This window comes from Leisingera sp. ABM4_101, from assembly GCF_056158725.1.
The window spans coordinates 1,784,170-1,799,899 of the sequence record NZ_JBSWTV010000002.1; the positions used below are offsets into that span (position 1 = coordinate 1,784,170).

At 62.0% G+C, this 15,730-nt stretch carries 17 protein-coding genes; 14 read left to right on the forward strand and 3 right to left on the reverse strand.

Features of this window, described 5'->3' with window-relative positions:
* Positions 1–65: 65 nt before the first annotated feature.
* The 10 genes from sdhC to ACXAEK_RS09860 all read left to right on the forward strand — a co-directional run bounded on the left by sdhC (position 66) and on the right by ACXAEK_RS09860 (position 7,549).
* A complete protein-coding gene (gene sdhC / locus ACXAEK_RS09815; RefSeq protein WP_475041544.1) occupies positions 66–449 on the forward strand; it encodes a succinate dehydrogenase, cytochrome b556 subunit in 384 nt (127 codons plus the stop codon).
* Positions 450–467: 18 nt separating this feature from the next.
* Positions 468–839: a succinate dehydrogenase, hydrophobic membrane anchor protein gene (sdhD, locus tag ACXAEK_RS09820; protein ID WP_475041546.1), complete on the forward strand. Its 372-nt coding sequence runs from the start codon at positions 468–470 to the stop codon at positions 837–839.
* Between the two features lie 19 nt (positions 840–858).
* Positions 859–2,664, forward strand: a complete 1,806-nt coding sequence (gene sdhA, locus ACXAEK_RS09825; RefSeq protein ID WP_475041547.1) for a succinate dehydrogenase flavoprotein subunit — start codon at positions 859–861, stop codon at positions 2,662–2,664.
* Between the two features lie 11 nt (positions 2,665–2,675).
* The gene (locus ACXAEK_RS09830) at positions 2,676–3,455 is read left to right on the forward strand and encodes a succinate dehydrogenase iron-sulfur subunit (protein ID WP_475041548.1); all 780 of its coding nucleotides are present in this window, start codon (positions 2,676–2,678) and stop codon (positions 3,453–3,455) included.
* 109 nt (positions 3,456–3,564) lie between these two features.
* Positions 3,565–3,834: a hypothetical protein gene (locus ACXAEK_RS09835; RefSeq protein ID WP_475041549.1), complete on the forward strand. Its 270-nt coding sequence runs from the start codon at positions 3,565–3,567 to the stop codon at positions 3,832–3,834.
* 45 nt (positions 3,835–3,879) lie between these two features.
* Positions 3,880–4,590, forward strand: a complete 711-nt coding sequence (locus tag ACXAEK_RS09840; RefSeq protein ID WP_475041551.1) for a ZIP family metal transporter — start codon at positions 3,880–3,882, stop codon at positions 4,588–4,590.
* A 107-nt stretch (positions 4,591–4,697) separates the two neighbouring features.
* A complete protein-coding gene (locus ACXAEK_RS09845; RefSeq protein WP_475041552.1) occupies positions 4,698–4,874 on the forward strand; it encodes a hypothetical protein in 177 nt (58 codons plus the stop codon).
* A gap of 46 nt (positions 4,875–4,920) precedes the next feature.
* On the forward strand, positions 4,921–5,118 hold the full coding sequence (locus ACXAEK_RS09850) for a hypothetical protein (RefSeq protein ID WP_475041553.1): 198 nt from the start codon (positions 4,921–4,923) through the stop codon (positions 5,116–5,118).
* Between the two features lie 329 nt (positions 5,119–5,447).
* Positions 5,448–6,617, forward strand: a complete 1,170-nt coding sequence (locus tag ACXAEK_RS09855; RefSeq protein ID WP_475041554.1) for a type III PLP-dependent enzyme — start codon at positions 5,448–5,450, stop codon at positions 6,615–6,617.
* A gap of 74 nt (positions 6,618–6,691) precedes the next feature.
* Positions 6,692–7,549, forward strand: coding sequence for an urea carboxylase-associated family protein (locus ACXAEK_RS09860; protein ID WP_475041555.1), 858 nt, complete (start codon positions 6,692–6,694; stop codon positions 7,547–7,549).
* A 238-nt stretch (positions 7,550–7,787) separates the two neighbouring features.
* Here the strand turns inward: ACXAEK_RS09860 and deoD are convergent, their stop codons facing one another.
* The 3 genes from deoD to ACXAEK_RS09875 form a co-directional block, all read right to left on the reverse strand.
* Positions 7,788–8,492, reverse strand: a complete 705-nt coding sequence (deoD, locus tag ACXAEK_RS09865) for a purine-nucleoside phosphorylase (protein WP_475041556.1) — start codon at positions 8,490–8,492, stop codon at positions 7,788–7,790.
* A 21-nt stretch (positions 8,493–8,513) separates the two neighbouring features.
* The gene (locus tag ACXAEK_RS09870) at positions 8,514–8,831 is read right to left on the reverse strand and encodes an H-NS histone family protein (protein ID WP_475041558.1); all 318 of its coding nucleotides are present in this window, start codon (positions 8,829–8,831) and stop codon (positions 8,514–8,516) included.
* 118 nt (positions 8,832–8,949) lie between these two features.
* Positions 8,950–10,917: a methylmalonyl-CoA mutase family protein gene (locus ACXAEK_RS09875; RefSeq protein WP_475041562.1), complete on the reverse strand. Its 1,968-nt coding sequence runs from the start codon at positions 10,915–10,917 to the stop codon at positions 8,950–8,952.
* A gap of 169 nt (positions 10,918–11,086) precedes the next feature.
* On the opposite strand from ACXAEK_RS09875, the gene ACXAEK_RS09880 reads away from it, so the two are divergent.
* From ACXAEK_RS09880 to ACXAEK_RS09895, 4 genes are all read left to right on the forward strand, one after another.
* Entirely contained in the window at positions 11,087–12,517 is a 1,431-nt protein-coding gene (locus tag ACXAEK_RS09880; RefSeq protein WP_475045242.1) for a 1-acyl-sn-glycerol-3-phosphate acyltransferase, read from the forward strand.
* Between the two features lie 112 nt (positions 12,518–12,629).
* Positions 12,630–13,910 carry a crotonyl-CoA carboxylase/reductase gene (ccrA, locus tag ACXAEK_RS09885; protein ID WP_475041565.1) on the forward strand — a complete coding sequence of 427 codons (1,281 nt, stop codon included), beginning with the start codon at positions 12,630–12,632 and terminating at the stop codon, positions 13,908–13,910.
* Positions 13,911–14,261: 351 nt separating this feature from the next.
* Complete coding sequence (locus ACXAEK_RS09890) at positions 14,262–14,981, forward strand: helix-turn-helix transcriptional regulator (RefSeq protein ID WP_475041567.1); 720 nt, start codon at positions 14,262–14,264, stop codon at positions 14,979–14,981.
* Between the two features lie 93 nt (positions 14,982–15,074).
* On the forward strand, positions 15,075–15,716 hold the full coding sequence (locus tag ACXAEK_RS09895) for an acyl-homoserine-lactone synthase (protein WP_475041568.1): 642 nt from the start codon (positions 15,075–15,077) through the stop codon (positions 15,714–15,716).
* Positions 15,717–15,730: the final 14 nt, after the last annotated feature.

Sequence of the window (15,730 nt, forward strand, 5' to 3'; positions counted from 1 at the left end):
TTCCTTCGGGTGACACGACGTAAAAATCGGCTAAAACGTCGTCAGCCAACCGGAAAGGAGCCAACATGGCCGATGTCAATCGGGGCAACCGCCCGCTTTCGCCGCACTTGCAGGTCTACCGGCCGCAGCTGACCTCTGTGACGTCGATCCTGACACGGATCACCGGCAATGCGCTGATCGTCTCGGCGCTGCTGATCGCCTGGTGGTTCCTGGCCGCCGCAACCTCGCCCGGGTATTTCGCCGTTGCCAACGGCCTGCTGACCAGCTGGTTCGGCGATCTGGTGATGACGCTGTCGGCGCTGGGCCTGTGGTATCACACGCTGGCGGGCATCCGGCATCTGATCTGGGACAACGGCATGATGCTGGATCTGGAGCAGGCCGAGAAGCTGGGCTGGTTCGTGGTGATCGGCTCTGCCGTTCTGACCGTCCTGACCATCATCATCGTCTAAGCCCGGGAGGCACACGCAATGCGATATCTGACTGACCGCAAGCGCGCCGTTGGTATGGGCGCAGCAAAATCCGGAACGGAACATCACTGGTCGATGCAGGTGAGCTCGATTGCTCTGCTGATCCTGGTGCCGTTGTTTGTCTTCACCTTCGGCTGCGCTTTGGGCGGCACTTATGAGGAAATCACTGCCTATTATTCCCGGCCATTCCCGGCGATCGTGGCGGCGCTGACCATGTGGGTCGGCATGATGCACTTCAAATCCGGCGCCCAGACCATGATCGAGGATTATGTTCACGGGCTGAAAGGCCGCCTGACGATCATTCTGGTCAACTGCCTGTCCTATGCCGTCGCCGCGACCAGCGTTTATGCGCTGATCCGCCTGGCCCTGTAACTCCCCGAGGTTTCCATCAATGGCTGCTTACGAATACGAAACACATGAATATGACGTGGTCGTGGTTGGCGCCGGCGGGGCTGGCCTCCGTGCGACGCTGGGCATGGCCGAACAGGGCCTGCGCACCGCGTGTGTGACCAAGGTGTTCCCGACCCGCTCTCACACCGTGGCGGCGCAGGGCGGCATTGCCGCGTCCCTGGGCAACATGGGCCCGGACAGCTGGCAGTGGCATATGTATGACACCGTCAAGGGCTCGGACTGGCTGGGTGACACCGACGCGATGGAATACCTGGCGCGCGAGGCCCCCAAGGCGGTTTACGAGCTGGAGCATTACGGCGTGCCGTTTTCGCGCACCGAGGAAGGCAAGATCTACCAGCGCCCGTTCGGCGGCCACACTACCGAGTTCGGTGAAGGCCCCGCAGTGCAGCGCACCTGTGCCGCCGCCGACCGGACCGGCCACGCGATCCTGCATACGCTCTATGGCCAGAGCCTCAAGAACAACGCGGAATTCTATATCGAGTATTTCGCCATCGACCTGATCATGTCCGAGGACGGGCAGTGCCAGGGTGTTGTCTGCTGGAAGCTGGACGACGGCACCATGCATGTCTTTAACGCTAAAATGGTGGTGCTGGCGACCGGCGGCTATGGCCGCGCCTATTTCTCCGCCACTTCGGCGCATACCTGCACCGGCGACGGCGGCGGCATGGTGGCGCGGGCAGGCCTGGCGCTGCAGGACATGGAGTTCGTGCAGTTCCACCCGACCGGCATCTACGGCTCCGGCTGTCTGATCACCGAGGGCGCGCGGGGCGAGGGCGGTTACCTAACCAACTCCGAAGGCGAACGGTTCATGGAGCGCTATGCGCCCCAGTACAAGGACCTGGCGCCGCGCGACTATGTCTCGCGTTCGATGACCATGGAAATTCGCGAAGGCCGCGGTGTGGGCGCCGAGGGCGACCATATTCACCTGAACCTGTCCCACCTGCCGGCCGAGGCGCTGGCGGAACGGCTGCCGGGTATTTCGGAAAGCGCCAAGATCTTTGCCGGGGTGGATGTGACCAAGGAGCCGATCCCGGTTCTGCCCACCGTGCATTACAACATGGGCGGTATTCCGACCAACTATTGGGGTGAGGTGCTGAACCCGACCGCCGAGGATCCGACTGCCGTGGTGCCGGGCCTGATGGCGGTGGGCGAGGCGGGCTGCGCCTCGGTGCATGGCGCCAACCGGCTTGGCTCCAACTCGCTGATTGACCTAGTGGTCTTTGGCCGGGCCTCCGCCATCCGTGCGGGCAAGGTAGTGGATGCCGACGCGGCGAACCCGGTGCTGAACCAGGCCTCTGTCGACAAGGCGTTTGACCGTTTCGACACTCTGCGCAACGCCAAGGGCGGCAATCCGACCGCGGATCTGCGGCTGGAGATGCAGAAGTGCATGCAGGCCGATGCGGCGGTGTTCCGTACCGCGGAAACCATGGCCGAAGGCGTGGAGAAGATGACCGCGATCGCTGCCAAGATGGACGATCTGGCCGTCACCGACCGCTCGCTGGTCTGGAACTCCGACCTGATGGAGACGCTGGAGCTGACCAACCTGATGCCAAACGCGCTGGCCACCATCGTGGGCGCCGAAGCGCGCAAGGAAAGCCGCGGCGCCCATGCGCATGAGGACTTCACAGCGCGTGATGATGAAAACTGGCGTGTCCACACCGTCTCCCGCGTGGAGGGCAACAAGGTTGATCTGTCCTACCGCCCGGTGATCGTGGATCCGCTGACCACCGAAGGCGAAGGCGGCATCAGCCTCAAGAAAATCGCGCCCAAGGCGCGGACGTTCTAAGGAGACAGACCATGGTTCAATTCAGCCTCCCGAAGAACTCCAAGATCACCACCGGCAAAACCTGGCCCAAGCCGGAGGGCGCCAGCAACGTGCGCAAGTTCAAGATCTACCGCTGGAATCCCGATGACGGCCAGAACCCGCGGGTCGACACCTATTTCGTCGACATGGACAGCTGCGGCCCGATGGTTCTGGACGCGCTGATCAAGATCAAGAACGAGATCGACCCGACCCTGACCTTCCGCCGCTCCTGCCGCGAAGGCATCTGCGGTTCCTGCGCGATGAACATCGACGGCATCAATACGCTGGCCTGCATCTACGGCATGGATGAGATCAAGGGCGATGTCGCGATCTACCCGCTGCCGCATATGCCGGTGGTGAAGGACCTGATCCCGGATCTGACGCATTTCTATGCCCAGCACGCCTCGATCATGCCGTGGCTGGAGACTAAGACCAACCGCCCGGCGAAAGAGTGGAAACAGTCCATCGAGGACCGTAAGAAGCTGGACGGGCTGTATGAATGTGTGATGTGCGCCTCCTGCTCGACTTCTTGCCCCTCTTACTGGTGGAACGGCGACCGTTATCTGGGGCCGGCCGCGCTGCTGCATGCCTACCGCTGGATCATCGACAGCCGCGATGAAGCCACGGGCGAGCGTCTGGACAACCTCGAAGACCCGTTCAAGCTGTACCGCTGCCACACCATCATGAACTGCGCCAAGACCTGCCCCAAGGGCCTGAACCCGGCCAAGGCGATCGCGCATATTAAGAAGATGATGGTCGAGCGCACCGTGTGATGCCGGCGGCGGTCCGCAAGGATCCGCCGTTTGCAATGATGAAAATTGCATGACCCCCGGTTTCCTGCGAAACCGGGGGTATGTTTTTGGCAGGCTTTGGAAGTCGGGCATGAAGTTTCTTGGATGTGCTGCGGGCGCGCTGATCACCCTGGCGGGCTGCATGACAGCAACGGACCACGACCGCATCGGCGCCCAGCTGGCGGCGACTGACGCAAGGATCCCCGGCTGCATAGAGGCCGCCGGGATTGCCGGCCCGTACCGGGTGAGCACGGAATTCCTTGGCCATGGGGCCGGGGCCACGGTGCTGCGGACGGTGCAGCCTGGCGGCACCGTGACAGAGGTGCAGGCGGCACAGGCGACAAGCTGCATCAACAGCTGAACCAAAGCGGTTGAGAGGCGTCAGGCTGTGCCCTAAGCTGCCGGAATGCAACCGCATTTCTATGCCATCCTGCTGGCCGGCATCGCCGGGCTTGCCATGCCGCTGGGCGGGCTTCTGGCCTGGTGCGAGCATATCCGCGACCCGATGCTGCGCGACCGGGTACTGCACACGATTGCGGCCTTTGGCGGCGGCGCCCTGGCTTCAGCCGTGGCACTGGTGCTGGTTCCGGAAGCGGCGGAGGCGCTGCCTGCCGCCTGGGCGGTTGGCCTGTTTGCCGCGGGCGGTCTGGTGTTCTACTTGGTCGATACCCTCCTGCAGCGCCATGGCGGCAGCGGCGCCTTGCTGCTGGCGATGCTGCTGGATTACCTGCCGGAGGCGATGGCGCTGGGGGCGATGCTGGTGGCTGATGCGGCCACCGCCAAGCTGCTGGCGCTGATGATATTCCTGCAGAACCTGCCCGAGGGTTTTGCTGCTTTCCGGGAGGTCTGGAGCGGCGACAGCCCGGCCAGCCATGTGCTGCTGGCCTTCTTGGGTCTCGCGGTGCTGGGACCGCTCTGTGCGCTGGCGGGGCTGATCTGGCTGGCCGAGGCGTCAGCGGTGCTGGGCGCGATTATGATCTTTGCTGCGGGCGGCATCCTCTATCTGCTGTTTCAGGACATCGCACCCAAGGCGCACAGCAGCCGCAGCAGCGCGCCTGCGCTAGGGGCGGTTGCCGGCTTTGCGCTTGGGCTGGCGGGGGAACTGCTGATCGGCTGACGCAGCCTGCCGGAACCTGTGCAATGCACTGCCTGCATTGCGCCTTTGCGCAATCAGCTGATGCGGAGGCGGCAGGCAGAGCCTAGTATTCAGTCCAGGGGAGGATCGTGCCAGACTACGGAGGCAACCCGATGGACCCGCGCAGCACAGAACATGACCAGACCGCGCAAGAGGCGCTTGCGGCGCTGGAGCAGGCCTTTGCCTATTTCAGCCCTGAGCCGCTGCCCGCGGCAGAACCTGCCGAGGCGGAAGACTGGCCCGTCCCCTATTACCAGGCGGCCTGAAGCGCATGGCTGTTGAGGCCCGGGCGGCCTCGGATTAAACAAGGCCATGCCCGTATTGCTTCTTATTCTGCTGGCTGGCGTGTTCGGCTACTTCCTGTGGCGCCGCATGTCCACCAGCCTGACCCGCAATTGCCGCTGGCGCCAGGCCCGGGCGGAAGGGGTCTGGCGCTGCAGTTACTGCGGCGCAGCAGAGCCTGGCGCCGCCGCCCCCCGCCACTGCCGCAATCCTCAGCGCAAGGCCTGACGCAGCGCTCCCGCGCCCGCAGGTGCCCCGGCTGCCCCGGCGCGCCTTCCGCGCAGTTGGGCCTGGCACCGCGCGCTGCGCGGTGCCAGGCCCAACTGCGCGGGGCTTTGCAAAAGCCCCTGAAGCAGGCGGGAGCACCGCCGCGGCTGCGCAGGGGGCAAGCTGCAGAAAACACTTGAAAAACTCGGGCACATGTCCGATACGGGCGCCCAAGACGCCAACGCACGCGCCTCTGGCGAAAGGGGTCACGCCCCTACGGTTACGTAGCGACGGTAACGTCTCTGACAGAACTGAGCGGTCATATATGGCCGGGTCTTTTGGAGATGACCATGAACGCAAACGTAGCCGGGCTGGCTGCCCGCACTTGCGAAACTGTATCCCGTACTCTGAGCTTCATTGCGGCTAACCGTTTTGAGCGGCCGACATTGGTTGTCGACGCTGAGGCCGTTGCCGCCAAATACCAGGCGCTCGCCCGTGGCCTGGGCCGGGCGCGCATTCACTATGCGGTCAAGGCCAACCCGGCGCCAGGCATCCTGCAGCGGCTGGTGCAGGAAGGCTCCTGCTTTGATGCCGCCAGCCGGGCGGAAATCGAAATGTGCCTGGCCGCCGGTGCTGCGCCGCATCAGATTACCTTTGGCAACACCATCAAACGGCCTGCCGATGTTGCCTTTGCCCATCAGTCCGGGCTTAGCCACTTCGCCGCGGATGAGCGCGAGGAACTGGACAAGCTGGCCGAGCACGCGCCGGGCGCCAAGGTCTGCCTGCGGCTGATCGTGGAGGCCAGCGAAGCCGATTGGCCGCTCAGCCGCAAGTTCGGCTGCACGCCGGACAAGGCGCTGAAACTGATGGATTATGCCAAAGACCTGGGGCTGCAGGTTGATGGGTTGTCGTTCCATGTCGGCTCTCAGACCCGCGAGCCGCGGATGTGGGCAGGCACGCTGGAGCAGGTCGCCCAGGTCTGGCACCAGGCAGCAGAGGCGGGTCACAATCTGAACCTGCTGAACATTGGAGGCGGTTTCCCGGCCTCTTATGGAACGGACATGATGCCGGCCGAAGACTATGCCCGTGCGGTGATGGCTCTGGTCAACGAACGCTTTGGCGATGTGCCGGAGATCATGGCGGAGCCAGGCCGCGGCCTGGTGGCCGAAGCCGGCGCGATTGCTGCCGAAGTGCTGCTGGTGTCGCGCAAGCATGATGACGATCTGCACCGCTGGGTCTATCTGGATATCGGCATGTTCTCCGGCCTGGCCGAAACCATGGACGAGGCGATCCGCTACCGGATCACCACGGAGCGCGACCATGAGACCACCGGCCCTTGCATCCTGGCAGGCCCCTCCTGCGACAGTGCCGATGTTCTGTACGAGCGTAAACCCTACCAGATGCCGCTGGGGCTTAAGGGGGGCGACCGGGTAGTGATCCATTCCTGCGGTGCCTACACCTCGACCTATGCCTCGGTCGGCTTCAACGGCTTCCCGCCGCTGGATGTGGTGGTGATCTGACCACTGCCTGACAAGGCTTGCAAACCATCCGCGGCGCAGTCTTGATGGGGCAAACGAACAGGAAGGTTTGCCCCATGACACAAACACCCGCCGCGCCTGCCGATGCCCAGGCCCGCCGCGCCATCAAGCCAGTGATCTGCTATCCGAATGAAACCCTGCCGGTGCCGGACCTGCCGCTGTACCAGGCAGCACGGCAGGGCGCGGTGAAAACCGGAGAAGTGCTGGCGCAACCCCGTGATGCGGCCTGTTTTGAGGTGCCGGCCGGGCATTTTTTCCGCATCACCTCGGTTGAGGGGCCGCAGGTGGGCGATCTGAACCTGTGGAACAAGAACGACCTTAGCGAGCGGTTCTATTCCGGTAAGACCCGTGCTCTGCATGGCACCCATATCACCACGGGCGAACGGATGTGGACCAGCTTCCCGCATCTGCGTCCGATGGCGACTATCGTGGCGGATACCCTGGGCTGGTACGGCATGGATGAATACGGCGGTTCGGTGCATGATGTGATCGGCACCCGCTGCGACCCCTATACCGGCAATCTGCTGGCGGGCAGCCAGTACCATCATTGCTGCCATTCCAACCTGAGCCGGGCTCTGGCGGATCATTTGGGGGTTTCCGCAGCGGAGGCTGAGCCGCATGTGCATGATGTCCTGAATGTCTTCATGTGCACCGGTTTCACCCGGGATACTGGCCAGTACTTCATGAAGGCCAGCCCCGTGCGGCCCGGCGATTACCTGGAGTTTTTTGCCGAGATCGACCTTTTGGGCAGCCTCAGCGCTTGTCCGGGCGGGGATTGCTCAGCTGAGCATTCCAGCGATGCTGCTGCCTGCTACCCGTTGCTGATTGAAACCTTCGCTCCGGCGAAAGGTGCGCTTGGCAATTGGCAGAGCCCGCCGCCGAACGGCTATGACCGCAGCCATGGCTGCGGTTAATTCAGGAACTGATTTTCAGGCCATTTTCCGGGTTCCCGCCAGAATTGGCGTGAACTCTGCAAACTTGCCGAATTGACGTTACGGCAGGCTGGTTTTGAGGGTGGATTTCCTGAGAGTTCAAAAGTTGCACCGCAGTTGAGGGTGGCTTTGCGGGAATTTACTTTCTGGTCAATTTTACAGCGGAAAAAAGGGCAGAGAAAAATCTCTGCCCTGTTCCAAAAAAACTGTTTACCTAAGGTCAGCTGAAGGCGGCTTTCAGGGCAATTTCCACCATCTCGCCAAAGCTGCGTTCGCGCTGGCTGGAGGGAAGCGCCTCGCCGGTGCCCAAGTGGTCCGAGACCGTCAGCACGGCCAGTGCCCGGCAATCATAGCGCGCCGCCAAAGTATAGAGTTCAGCGGCTTCCATCTCCACGCCAAGGATGCCGTGGCGCACCATCTGCTCGTTCAGATCCGGGCGTTCGTCATAGAACACGTCGGACGAATAGATGCCGCCAATATGTGTTGCCGTATTGTATTCTGCAGCCGCCCGGGCGGCGGCCTGCAGCAGGCCCCAATCGGCGCAGGGAGCAAAATTCAGCTCCTTGAAAATTCCGCTCGAGGGGCTGTTCACGGTGCTGGCCGTCATTGCCAGGATTACGTCGCGGACCTTGACCTTGTCCTGCATCCCGCCGCAGGAACCGATGCGGATCAGCGTCTTGGCGCCAAAATCCCGGATCAGCTCATTGGCGTAGATCGATAGCGACGGCATGCCCATGCCGCTGCCTTGGATGGTGACGCGGTGGCCGTTCCAGCTGCCGGTGTAACCCAGCATTCCGCGCACTTCGTTGACCAGCCTGGCGTCTTCCAGAAATGTCTCCGCGGCCCATTTCGCCCGGTAGGGGTCGCCGGGCATCAGCACGGTTTCCGCAATGTCGCCTTTGGCGGCGCCAATGTGAATGGTCATGGCTTTGCTCCGCCGCCGGGATCAGATTTCCAGTTCTGAAATATCCATGCCGGCGGTCAGTGCGGCATGCACCCAATGCGGTTTTCGGCCGCGTCCGGTCCAGGTTTCTTCGGGGTTGCTGGGATTGCGGTATTTCGGAGCTGCCTTGTTTTTCTTGGCGCCCTGGCGCGACGCGCTGGCAATCTCATCCAGCGAGAAACCGTATTTTGCTGCGGCTTCTTCAGCCGCTTTCAGGGCTTCCTGGCGTTCCCGCAGCTCTGCTGTGCGCAGGGCTTCTTCCACATCGCTTTGCAGCTGAAGAAGCTCTTTTCTGCTCATTGCCGAAAGATCAATAGCCATTCTGTTCTCCACATTAAAATGACATACCGGAAGTCCCGGTATGCCATTCTTTATGGAGCAAATGCCAGACGCCTTTCAGCATCTTTTTTGAAATTCGCGGAAAATTGCGCAGGAAAAGTTAATTCACTGCAATTTCCGATGGCTTTGCCAGGTCGACAATGTCGCTCATGATTGAATTGAGTTCGAAATCTTTCGGCGTATAGACGCGTGCAACACCCATGGATTTCAGCTTTTGCGCGTCGTCGTCCGGGATGATACCGCCGACAATCACCGGGATATGATCTAGGCCCGCGTCCTTCATCCGGGACATCATTTCCTCGACCAGCGGCAGATGGCTGCCGGACAGGATCGACAGGCCGACCACATGGGCATCGTCTTTCTGCGCCGCCTCCACCAGTTCAGCCGGGGTCATGCGGATGCCGTCATAGGTGATGTCCATGCCGCAGTCGCGGGCGCGGAAGGCAATTTGCTCGGCGCCGTTGGAGTGGCCGTCCAGGCCGGGCTTGCCGACTACGAATTTGATCCGGCGGCCCAGCACGTCACTGACCGCGTTCACCGCATCGCGCAGATCGTCCAGGCCTTCGGTCTTGTTGGATACAGAGGCCGACACGCCGGTCGGGCCGCGGTAGGTGCCATAGACCTTGCGCATCTCCTCGGCCCATTCGCCGGTGGTGACGCCGGCCTTGGCCGCGGCAATCGAGGGCTCCATGATATTTGCGCCGCTTTGCGCGGCGGCACGCAGGGCAGCCAGAGCCTGTTCAACAGCCGCCGCATCGCGGTCGCCGCGCCAGGCGTTCAGGCGCGCGATCTGTTCCTGCTCCACCGCCGGGTCGACCACCATGATGCCGCCGTCCTCGGTCTGCAGCGGCGAGGGTTCGCCCTCGGTCCATTTGTTGACGCCGACCACAACGGTTTCGTTTTTCTCGATCCGGTTCAGGCGCTCGGCGTTGGAGTCGACCAGGCGGCCCTTCATGTATTCGATCGAGGCGACGGCGCCGCCCATAGATTCCAGGTTGGCCAGCTCGGCGCGGGCGCCTTCCTTCAGCTCTTCCACCTTGGCGTCCACGGCGGGGTTTCCGTCGAACAGGTCGCCGTATTCCAGAAGGTCGGTCTCATAAGCCAGGATCTGCTGCATCCGCATCGACCATTGCTGGTCCCAGGGGCGGGGCAGGCCAAGCGCCTCGTTCCAGGCAGGCAGCTGCACCGCGCGGGCGCGGGCTTTCTTGGACAGCGTCACTGCCAGCATCTCGATCAGGATGCGGTAGACGTTGTTTTCCGGCTGCTGCTCGGTCAGGCCCAGCGAGTTCACCTGCACGCCATAGCGGAAGCGGCGGAACTTGGGGTCGGCGACGCCATAGCGTTTCTCGCAGATTTCATCCCACAGATCGACAAAGGCGCGCATCTTGCACATTTCGGTGACGAACCGGATTCCCGCATTCACAAAGAAGGAGATGCGGCCGACCATAGCCGGGAAGTCTTCCGGCGCGATGCGCGGCTTCAGCTCGTCCAGCACCGCCTGCGCGGTCGCCAGGGCAAAGGCCAGCTCCTGCTCCGGCGTCGCACCTGCCTCCTGCAAGTGGTAGGAGCAGACGTTCATCGGGTTCCACTTGGGCACGTTGGTGTAGCAGTACTCCGCCACGTCCGCGATCATCTTGAGGCTGGGCTTGGGCGGACAGACATAGGTGCCGCGGCTGAGGTATTCCTTGATCAGATCGTTCTGAACGGTGCCTTGCAGCTTGGACACATCCGCGCCCTGTTCCTCCGCCACCGCGATGTACAGCGCCAGCAGCCAGGGGGCGGTGGCGTTGATGGTCATCGAGGTGTTCATCTGCTCCAGCGGGATCTCGTCGAACAGGGTGCGCATGTCGCCGAGGTGGCAAACGGGCACGCCAACCTTGCCCACTTCGCCGCGGGCCAGCACGTGGTCGCTGTCATAGCCGGTCTGGGTTGGCAGGTCGAAGGCTACGGACAGACCTGTTTGCCCCTTCGCCAGGTTGGCGCGGTAAAGCGCGTTGGATGCCGATGCCGTGGAGTGGCCGGCATAGGTGCGGATCAGCCAGGGGCGGTCTTTTTGCATCTGCGGCATGTCGGGCCTCGCGAGTCAGTGTGTCGGTAATTTTATTTCGTCACGCAGATGTAAACTGCAATTTTCAACCCATGTCAATTCGCTGCGTTGCGGCAAACCTTCTGCCGGGGTAGGAAACCCGGATGGCTTGACGCTTGTAAAGGCGGTTGCCATGCGCAACTGTTCACATATGACGCAAACCGTGGAACTGCCGCTGTGGCTATTCGTGCTGATCGTGGGTTTTGCCGCGGTGACCTTTGCGTCGCATTTTCTGTTTCCCTCGGTGCGCTGGTTCTTCCGGCGGCGGCTGGAGCGGGCAGTGGCACGGCTGAACAAACGGCTGGAACGCCCGATAGAGCCGTTCAAGCTGGCGCGGCGCCATGACATGATCCAGCGGCTGATCCATGATCCGCAGGTCGCGCAGGCCGCTGCGGATCACGCAGCGGCTGAAGGCATCCCGGAAAACGTGGCGTTTGAGCAGGTGCGACGCTACGCGCGCGAAATTGTACCGGGCTTCTCCGCATTTGCCTATTTTGGCCTGGCAATCCGGGCGGCGCGGTTCCTGTCCAATGCGGTCTACCGGGTGCGGCTGGGTCACCAGGACGAGGAGGTGCTGCGCGCCATCGACCCCAATGCAACCGTAGTTTTTGTTATGAACCACCGGTCCAACATGGATTACGTGCTGGTCACCTATCTGGCGGCGGAACGCTCTGCCCTGTCTTATGCGGTGGGGGAGTGGGCGCGGGTCTGGCCGCTCAGCCGCCTGATCCGGGCGATGGGCGCCTATTTCATCCGGCGGCGCTCGCGAAACGACCTCTACCGCAAGGTGCTGGCCGCCTATGTGCGGCTGGCCACCCGCGGCGGTTCCACCCAGGCGATGTTCCCCGAGGGCGGGCTCAGCCTGGACGGCGCCTTGGCTGCGCCGCGGCTGGGGCTGCTCAAATACATTGTCGAGGGCTATGACCCGGACCGGCGTGATGTGGTCTTTGTGCCGGTGGCGCTGAACTATGACCGAGTGCTGGAAGACCGCATTCTGACCTCTGCGGCCAAGGCGGGCGACCGCCGGTTCAAGGCCCGGATCGGGCTGGTGGCGCTGCGGCTCCTGCGGCAGTTGTGGCTGTGGATGACCGGCCGCTACCGCCGGGCGGGGTACGCAGCGGTGAACTTTGGCCGCCCGCTGAGCCTCGCCGGGTTCGGCGCTGGGCGCGAGGGCGATATCACCAAGCCGCTGGCGAGGGAGCTGATGCAGCGGATCAGCGTCATTGTCCCGGTTCTGCCGGTGCCGCTGATTTCTGCTATCCTGCTGCGGCACGGGCCGCTCAGCCGGGCAGCGATTGAGCACAGGCTTGAAGATTTGCTTGCGGCAATGCCGCTGGCGCATGTCCATATTCCGCGGGACGATCTGTCTTATGCGGCTGAGGCGGGCCTGAATCAGCTGCTCCGGCGCGGGCTGGTCACGGAAACGGGCGGGCAGATCGCGCATAAGGCAGACCGCCGGGATCTGCTGGAGTTTTATGCCAACTCTATCCGTCACCTGCTGCCCGAGGACAATGGCTTGCCCGGCGGAAGCAGTGATTTTTCTGCACCTGCTAAGAGTGATGCTGCATCTGCAGGGTCATAAAGTTACCCAAACGCCGCAAAAGTGGTTGCAATATTACCTTCCCAATCCTATCCATCAGGTAACCGCTGCGATTCTGCACCGCGGCAAAGAACAGGATGCAAAGGAGGCCATCATGGCATTGGATACCCAGACTGACGTCATGTCTTACGAGGCGCCCGAGAAAGATCTCTATGAACTGGGGGAAATTCCCCCGATGGGCTATGTGCCCAAGAAGATGTACGCATGGGCCATCCGCAAGGAGCGCCACGGTGAGCCGAACACCGCGATGCAGCAGGAAGTGGTCGACGTGCCGGAACTGGACAGCAACGAGGTGCTGGTCCTGGTGATGGCAGCTGGCGTCAACTACAACGGCGTCTGGGCTTCGCTGGGCAAGCCGATCTCGCCGTTTGACGGCCACAAGGCGCCTTATCACATTGCCGGCTCCGATGCCTCGGGCATCGTCTGGGCGGTGGGCTCCAAGGTCACCCGCTGGAAGGTCGGCGACGAGGTGGTCATCCACTGCAACCAGGACGATGGCGACGACGAGGAATGCAACGGCGGCGACCCGATGTACTCCCCCAGCCAGCGGATCTGGGGCTATGAGACCCCGGACGGATCGTTTGCCCAGTTCACCAACGTGCAGGCCCAGCAGCTGATGCCGCGCCCCAAGCATCTGACCTGGGAAGAAAGCGCCTGCTATACGCTGACGCTGGCAACCGCCTACCGGATGCTGTTCGGACATGAGCCGCATGACCTGAAGCCGGGCCAGAACGTGCTGGTCTGGGGCGCTTCGGGCGGCCTCGGCTCCTATGCGATCCAGCTGATCAACACCGCCGGCGCCAATGCCATCGGTGTGATCTCTGACGAAAGCAAGCGCGACTTTGTTATGGGCCTGGGCGCCAAAGGCGTTCTGAACCGCAAGGACTTCAACTGCTGGGGTCAGCTGCCCACGGTGAACACCCCGGAATATGCCGAGTGGTTCAAAGAGGCCCGCAAGTTCGGCAAGGCTATCTGGGACATTACCGGCAAGGGTGTGAACGTCGACATGGTGTTTGAGCACCCGGGTGAAAGCACTTTCCCGGTCTCCACCTTTGTGGTGAAGAAGGGCGGCATGGTTGTGATCTGCGCCGGCACCACCGGCTATAACCTGACTTTCGACGTGCGCTACATGTGGATGCACCAGAAGCGCCTGCAGGGCTCGCACTTTGCGCATCTGAAACAGGCTGCGGCCGCCAACAAGCTGATGGTGGAGCGCCGTCTGGACCCTTGCATGTCCGAGGTCTTTACCTGGGCCGACCTGCCGGAAGCGCATATGAAGATGCTGCGCAACGAGCACCTGCCGGGCAATATGTCAGTGCTGGTGCAGGCGCCGAAGACAGGCCTGCGCACCCTGCAGGATGTGCTCGACGCCTGAGCTTGGCCCGCAGAAGATAGAGGCTGGTCTGAATTTCTCCCGCGAATCACATTTGTGGTTCGCGGGAGATTTTATTTATAATTTTAACTTTTTCAGTCATTTAGCTTCTTGCGTCTCGCTATTTTGGGGGAGGTAAAGCGTTGAGTTGTTCTTATGGCGGTTTTTGTTCGGGAATGGTCCCGTTATGGGTGAGTGATTTTAATTAAACTCCGGCCCTGCCAGAGGTTGTGATTGACCCCAAGCCGGCAGCCACTGCAAAACAACCGTTAAACGATGAAGGCAAAGCGGCTTGCACCTTGCAGGTTGCACCGCTCCGGCATAGGCCGGTTAAGAATATGACGGTACGCAAGAATGGCTAACAAAGCAGAACTGGACCGCATTCTAGAGGCGCTCGACGCGACCGGGACGCTTGATGGCTTGCAGCAAATCATTGAGCAGGTCTGCGATGTGTTCGGTGTTGACCACGCGATGTATCACTGGGTCGACAGTGCGGGCGATCACTATTATTTCGGCACCTATCCGCAGGAATGGGTCGAGCGGTATCAGGAAAAGGCTTATGTCCGCGTAGACCCTGTGGTTGCGGGCTGTTACCAGCGGTTTCATCCTGTCGACTGGAAGCGGCTCGACTGGTCGCCCAAACCTGCGCGGGCGTTCCTGAAGGATGCGCTGGCACACGGGGTTGGCAATCAGGGGTACTCAATTCCGATCCGCGGGCCGAACGGTCAGTTTGCAGTGTTCACCGTCAGCCATAACTGCGACGACGAGGCCTGGGAAAAGCTGACTGAGCGCTACAGCCGCGACATGATCCTGATGGCGCACTATTTCAACCGCAAGGCGCTGGAATTCGAACCTGACCGTGCCCCGGAGCAAACCCAGCCGCTGTCGCCCCGGGAAGTCGACGCGCTGACCCTTCTGGCAATCGGCTACAGCCGGGCGCAGGTGGCGCAGACACTGGCGATTTCGGAACACACGCTGCGAGTTTATATTGAGAGCGCCCGGTTCAAGCTGGGCGCGATCAATACCACTCATGCCATTGCCCGTGCCATGTCGCTCGGTTTGATTGTGATTTAACGCAAGATTGCAAGACTGAACATCAATACACTCTGAGATTGTTCTTTTCAGGCGTAACCTGTCCCCACTGTTCTACCAGAAGGGGACTAAACTATGCTTCGCTATATCTACGGCCATGATCTTCACGCCCATGCAAAGCTGGCGCGCTCAATGTTCCGCGACCGGGCCGACCAGTTCAAAACCCGGCTTGGCTGGGAGGTGCACGTGGACGGGAACGGTGAGGAGAGGGATCAATACGACGGCCTTGACCCTCTCTATGTGATCTGGGAACTGCCCGACGGAAACCACGGCGGCTCCATGAGGTTTTTGCCCACCACAGGGCCGGTGATGGTGAACGATGTGTTCCTGGACTTGGCAGGCGGGGTGCCCATCTGCAGCCCGCTGATCTGGGAATGCACCCGGTTCTGCCTGTCCCGCGACGCGGGGCGCAATGTTGCCGGGGCGCTGACCTTGGGCGGGGTCGAGATCATGCGCAACTTCGCTGTCGCGCATTTCGCGGGCGTCTTCGATCGCCGCATGGTGCGGATTTACCGCAGCCTGGGCTTCAGCCCGGAGGTGATCGGCACCCAGGGAGAGGGGCGGGAGCGCATCTGCCTGGGGCTTTGGGAATACGCGCCTGAGGTCTACCTGAACGTGGCCGCTAAAGCAGGCATCGCGCCGGAGCTTTCGCAGCTCTGGTTCGACCGTTCGTTCGGCGGGGCGCGGGCGGCTGAGCCCTTGGCGCTTACCGCCTGACAGATACGATCTCC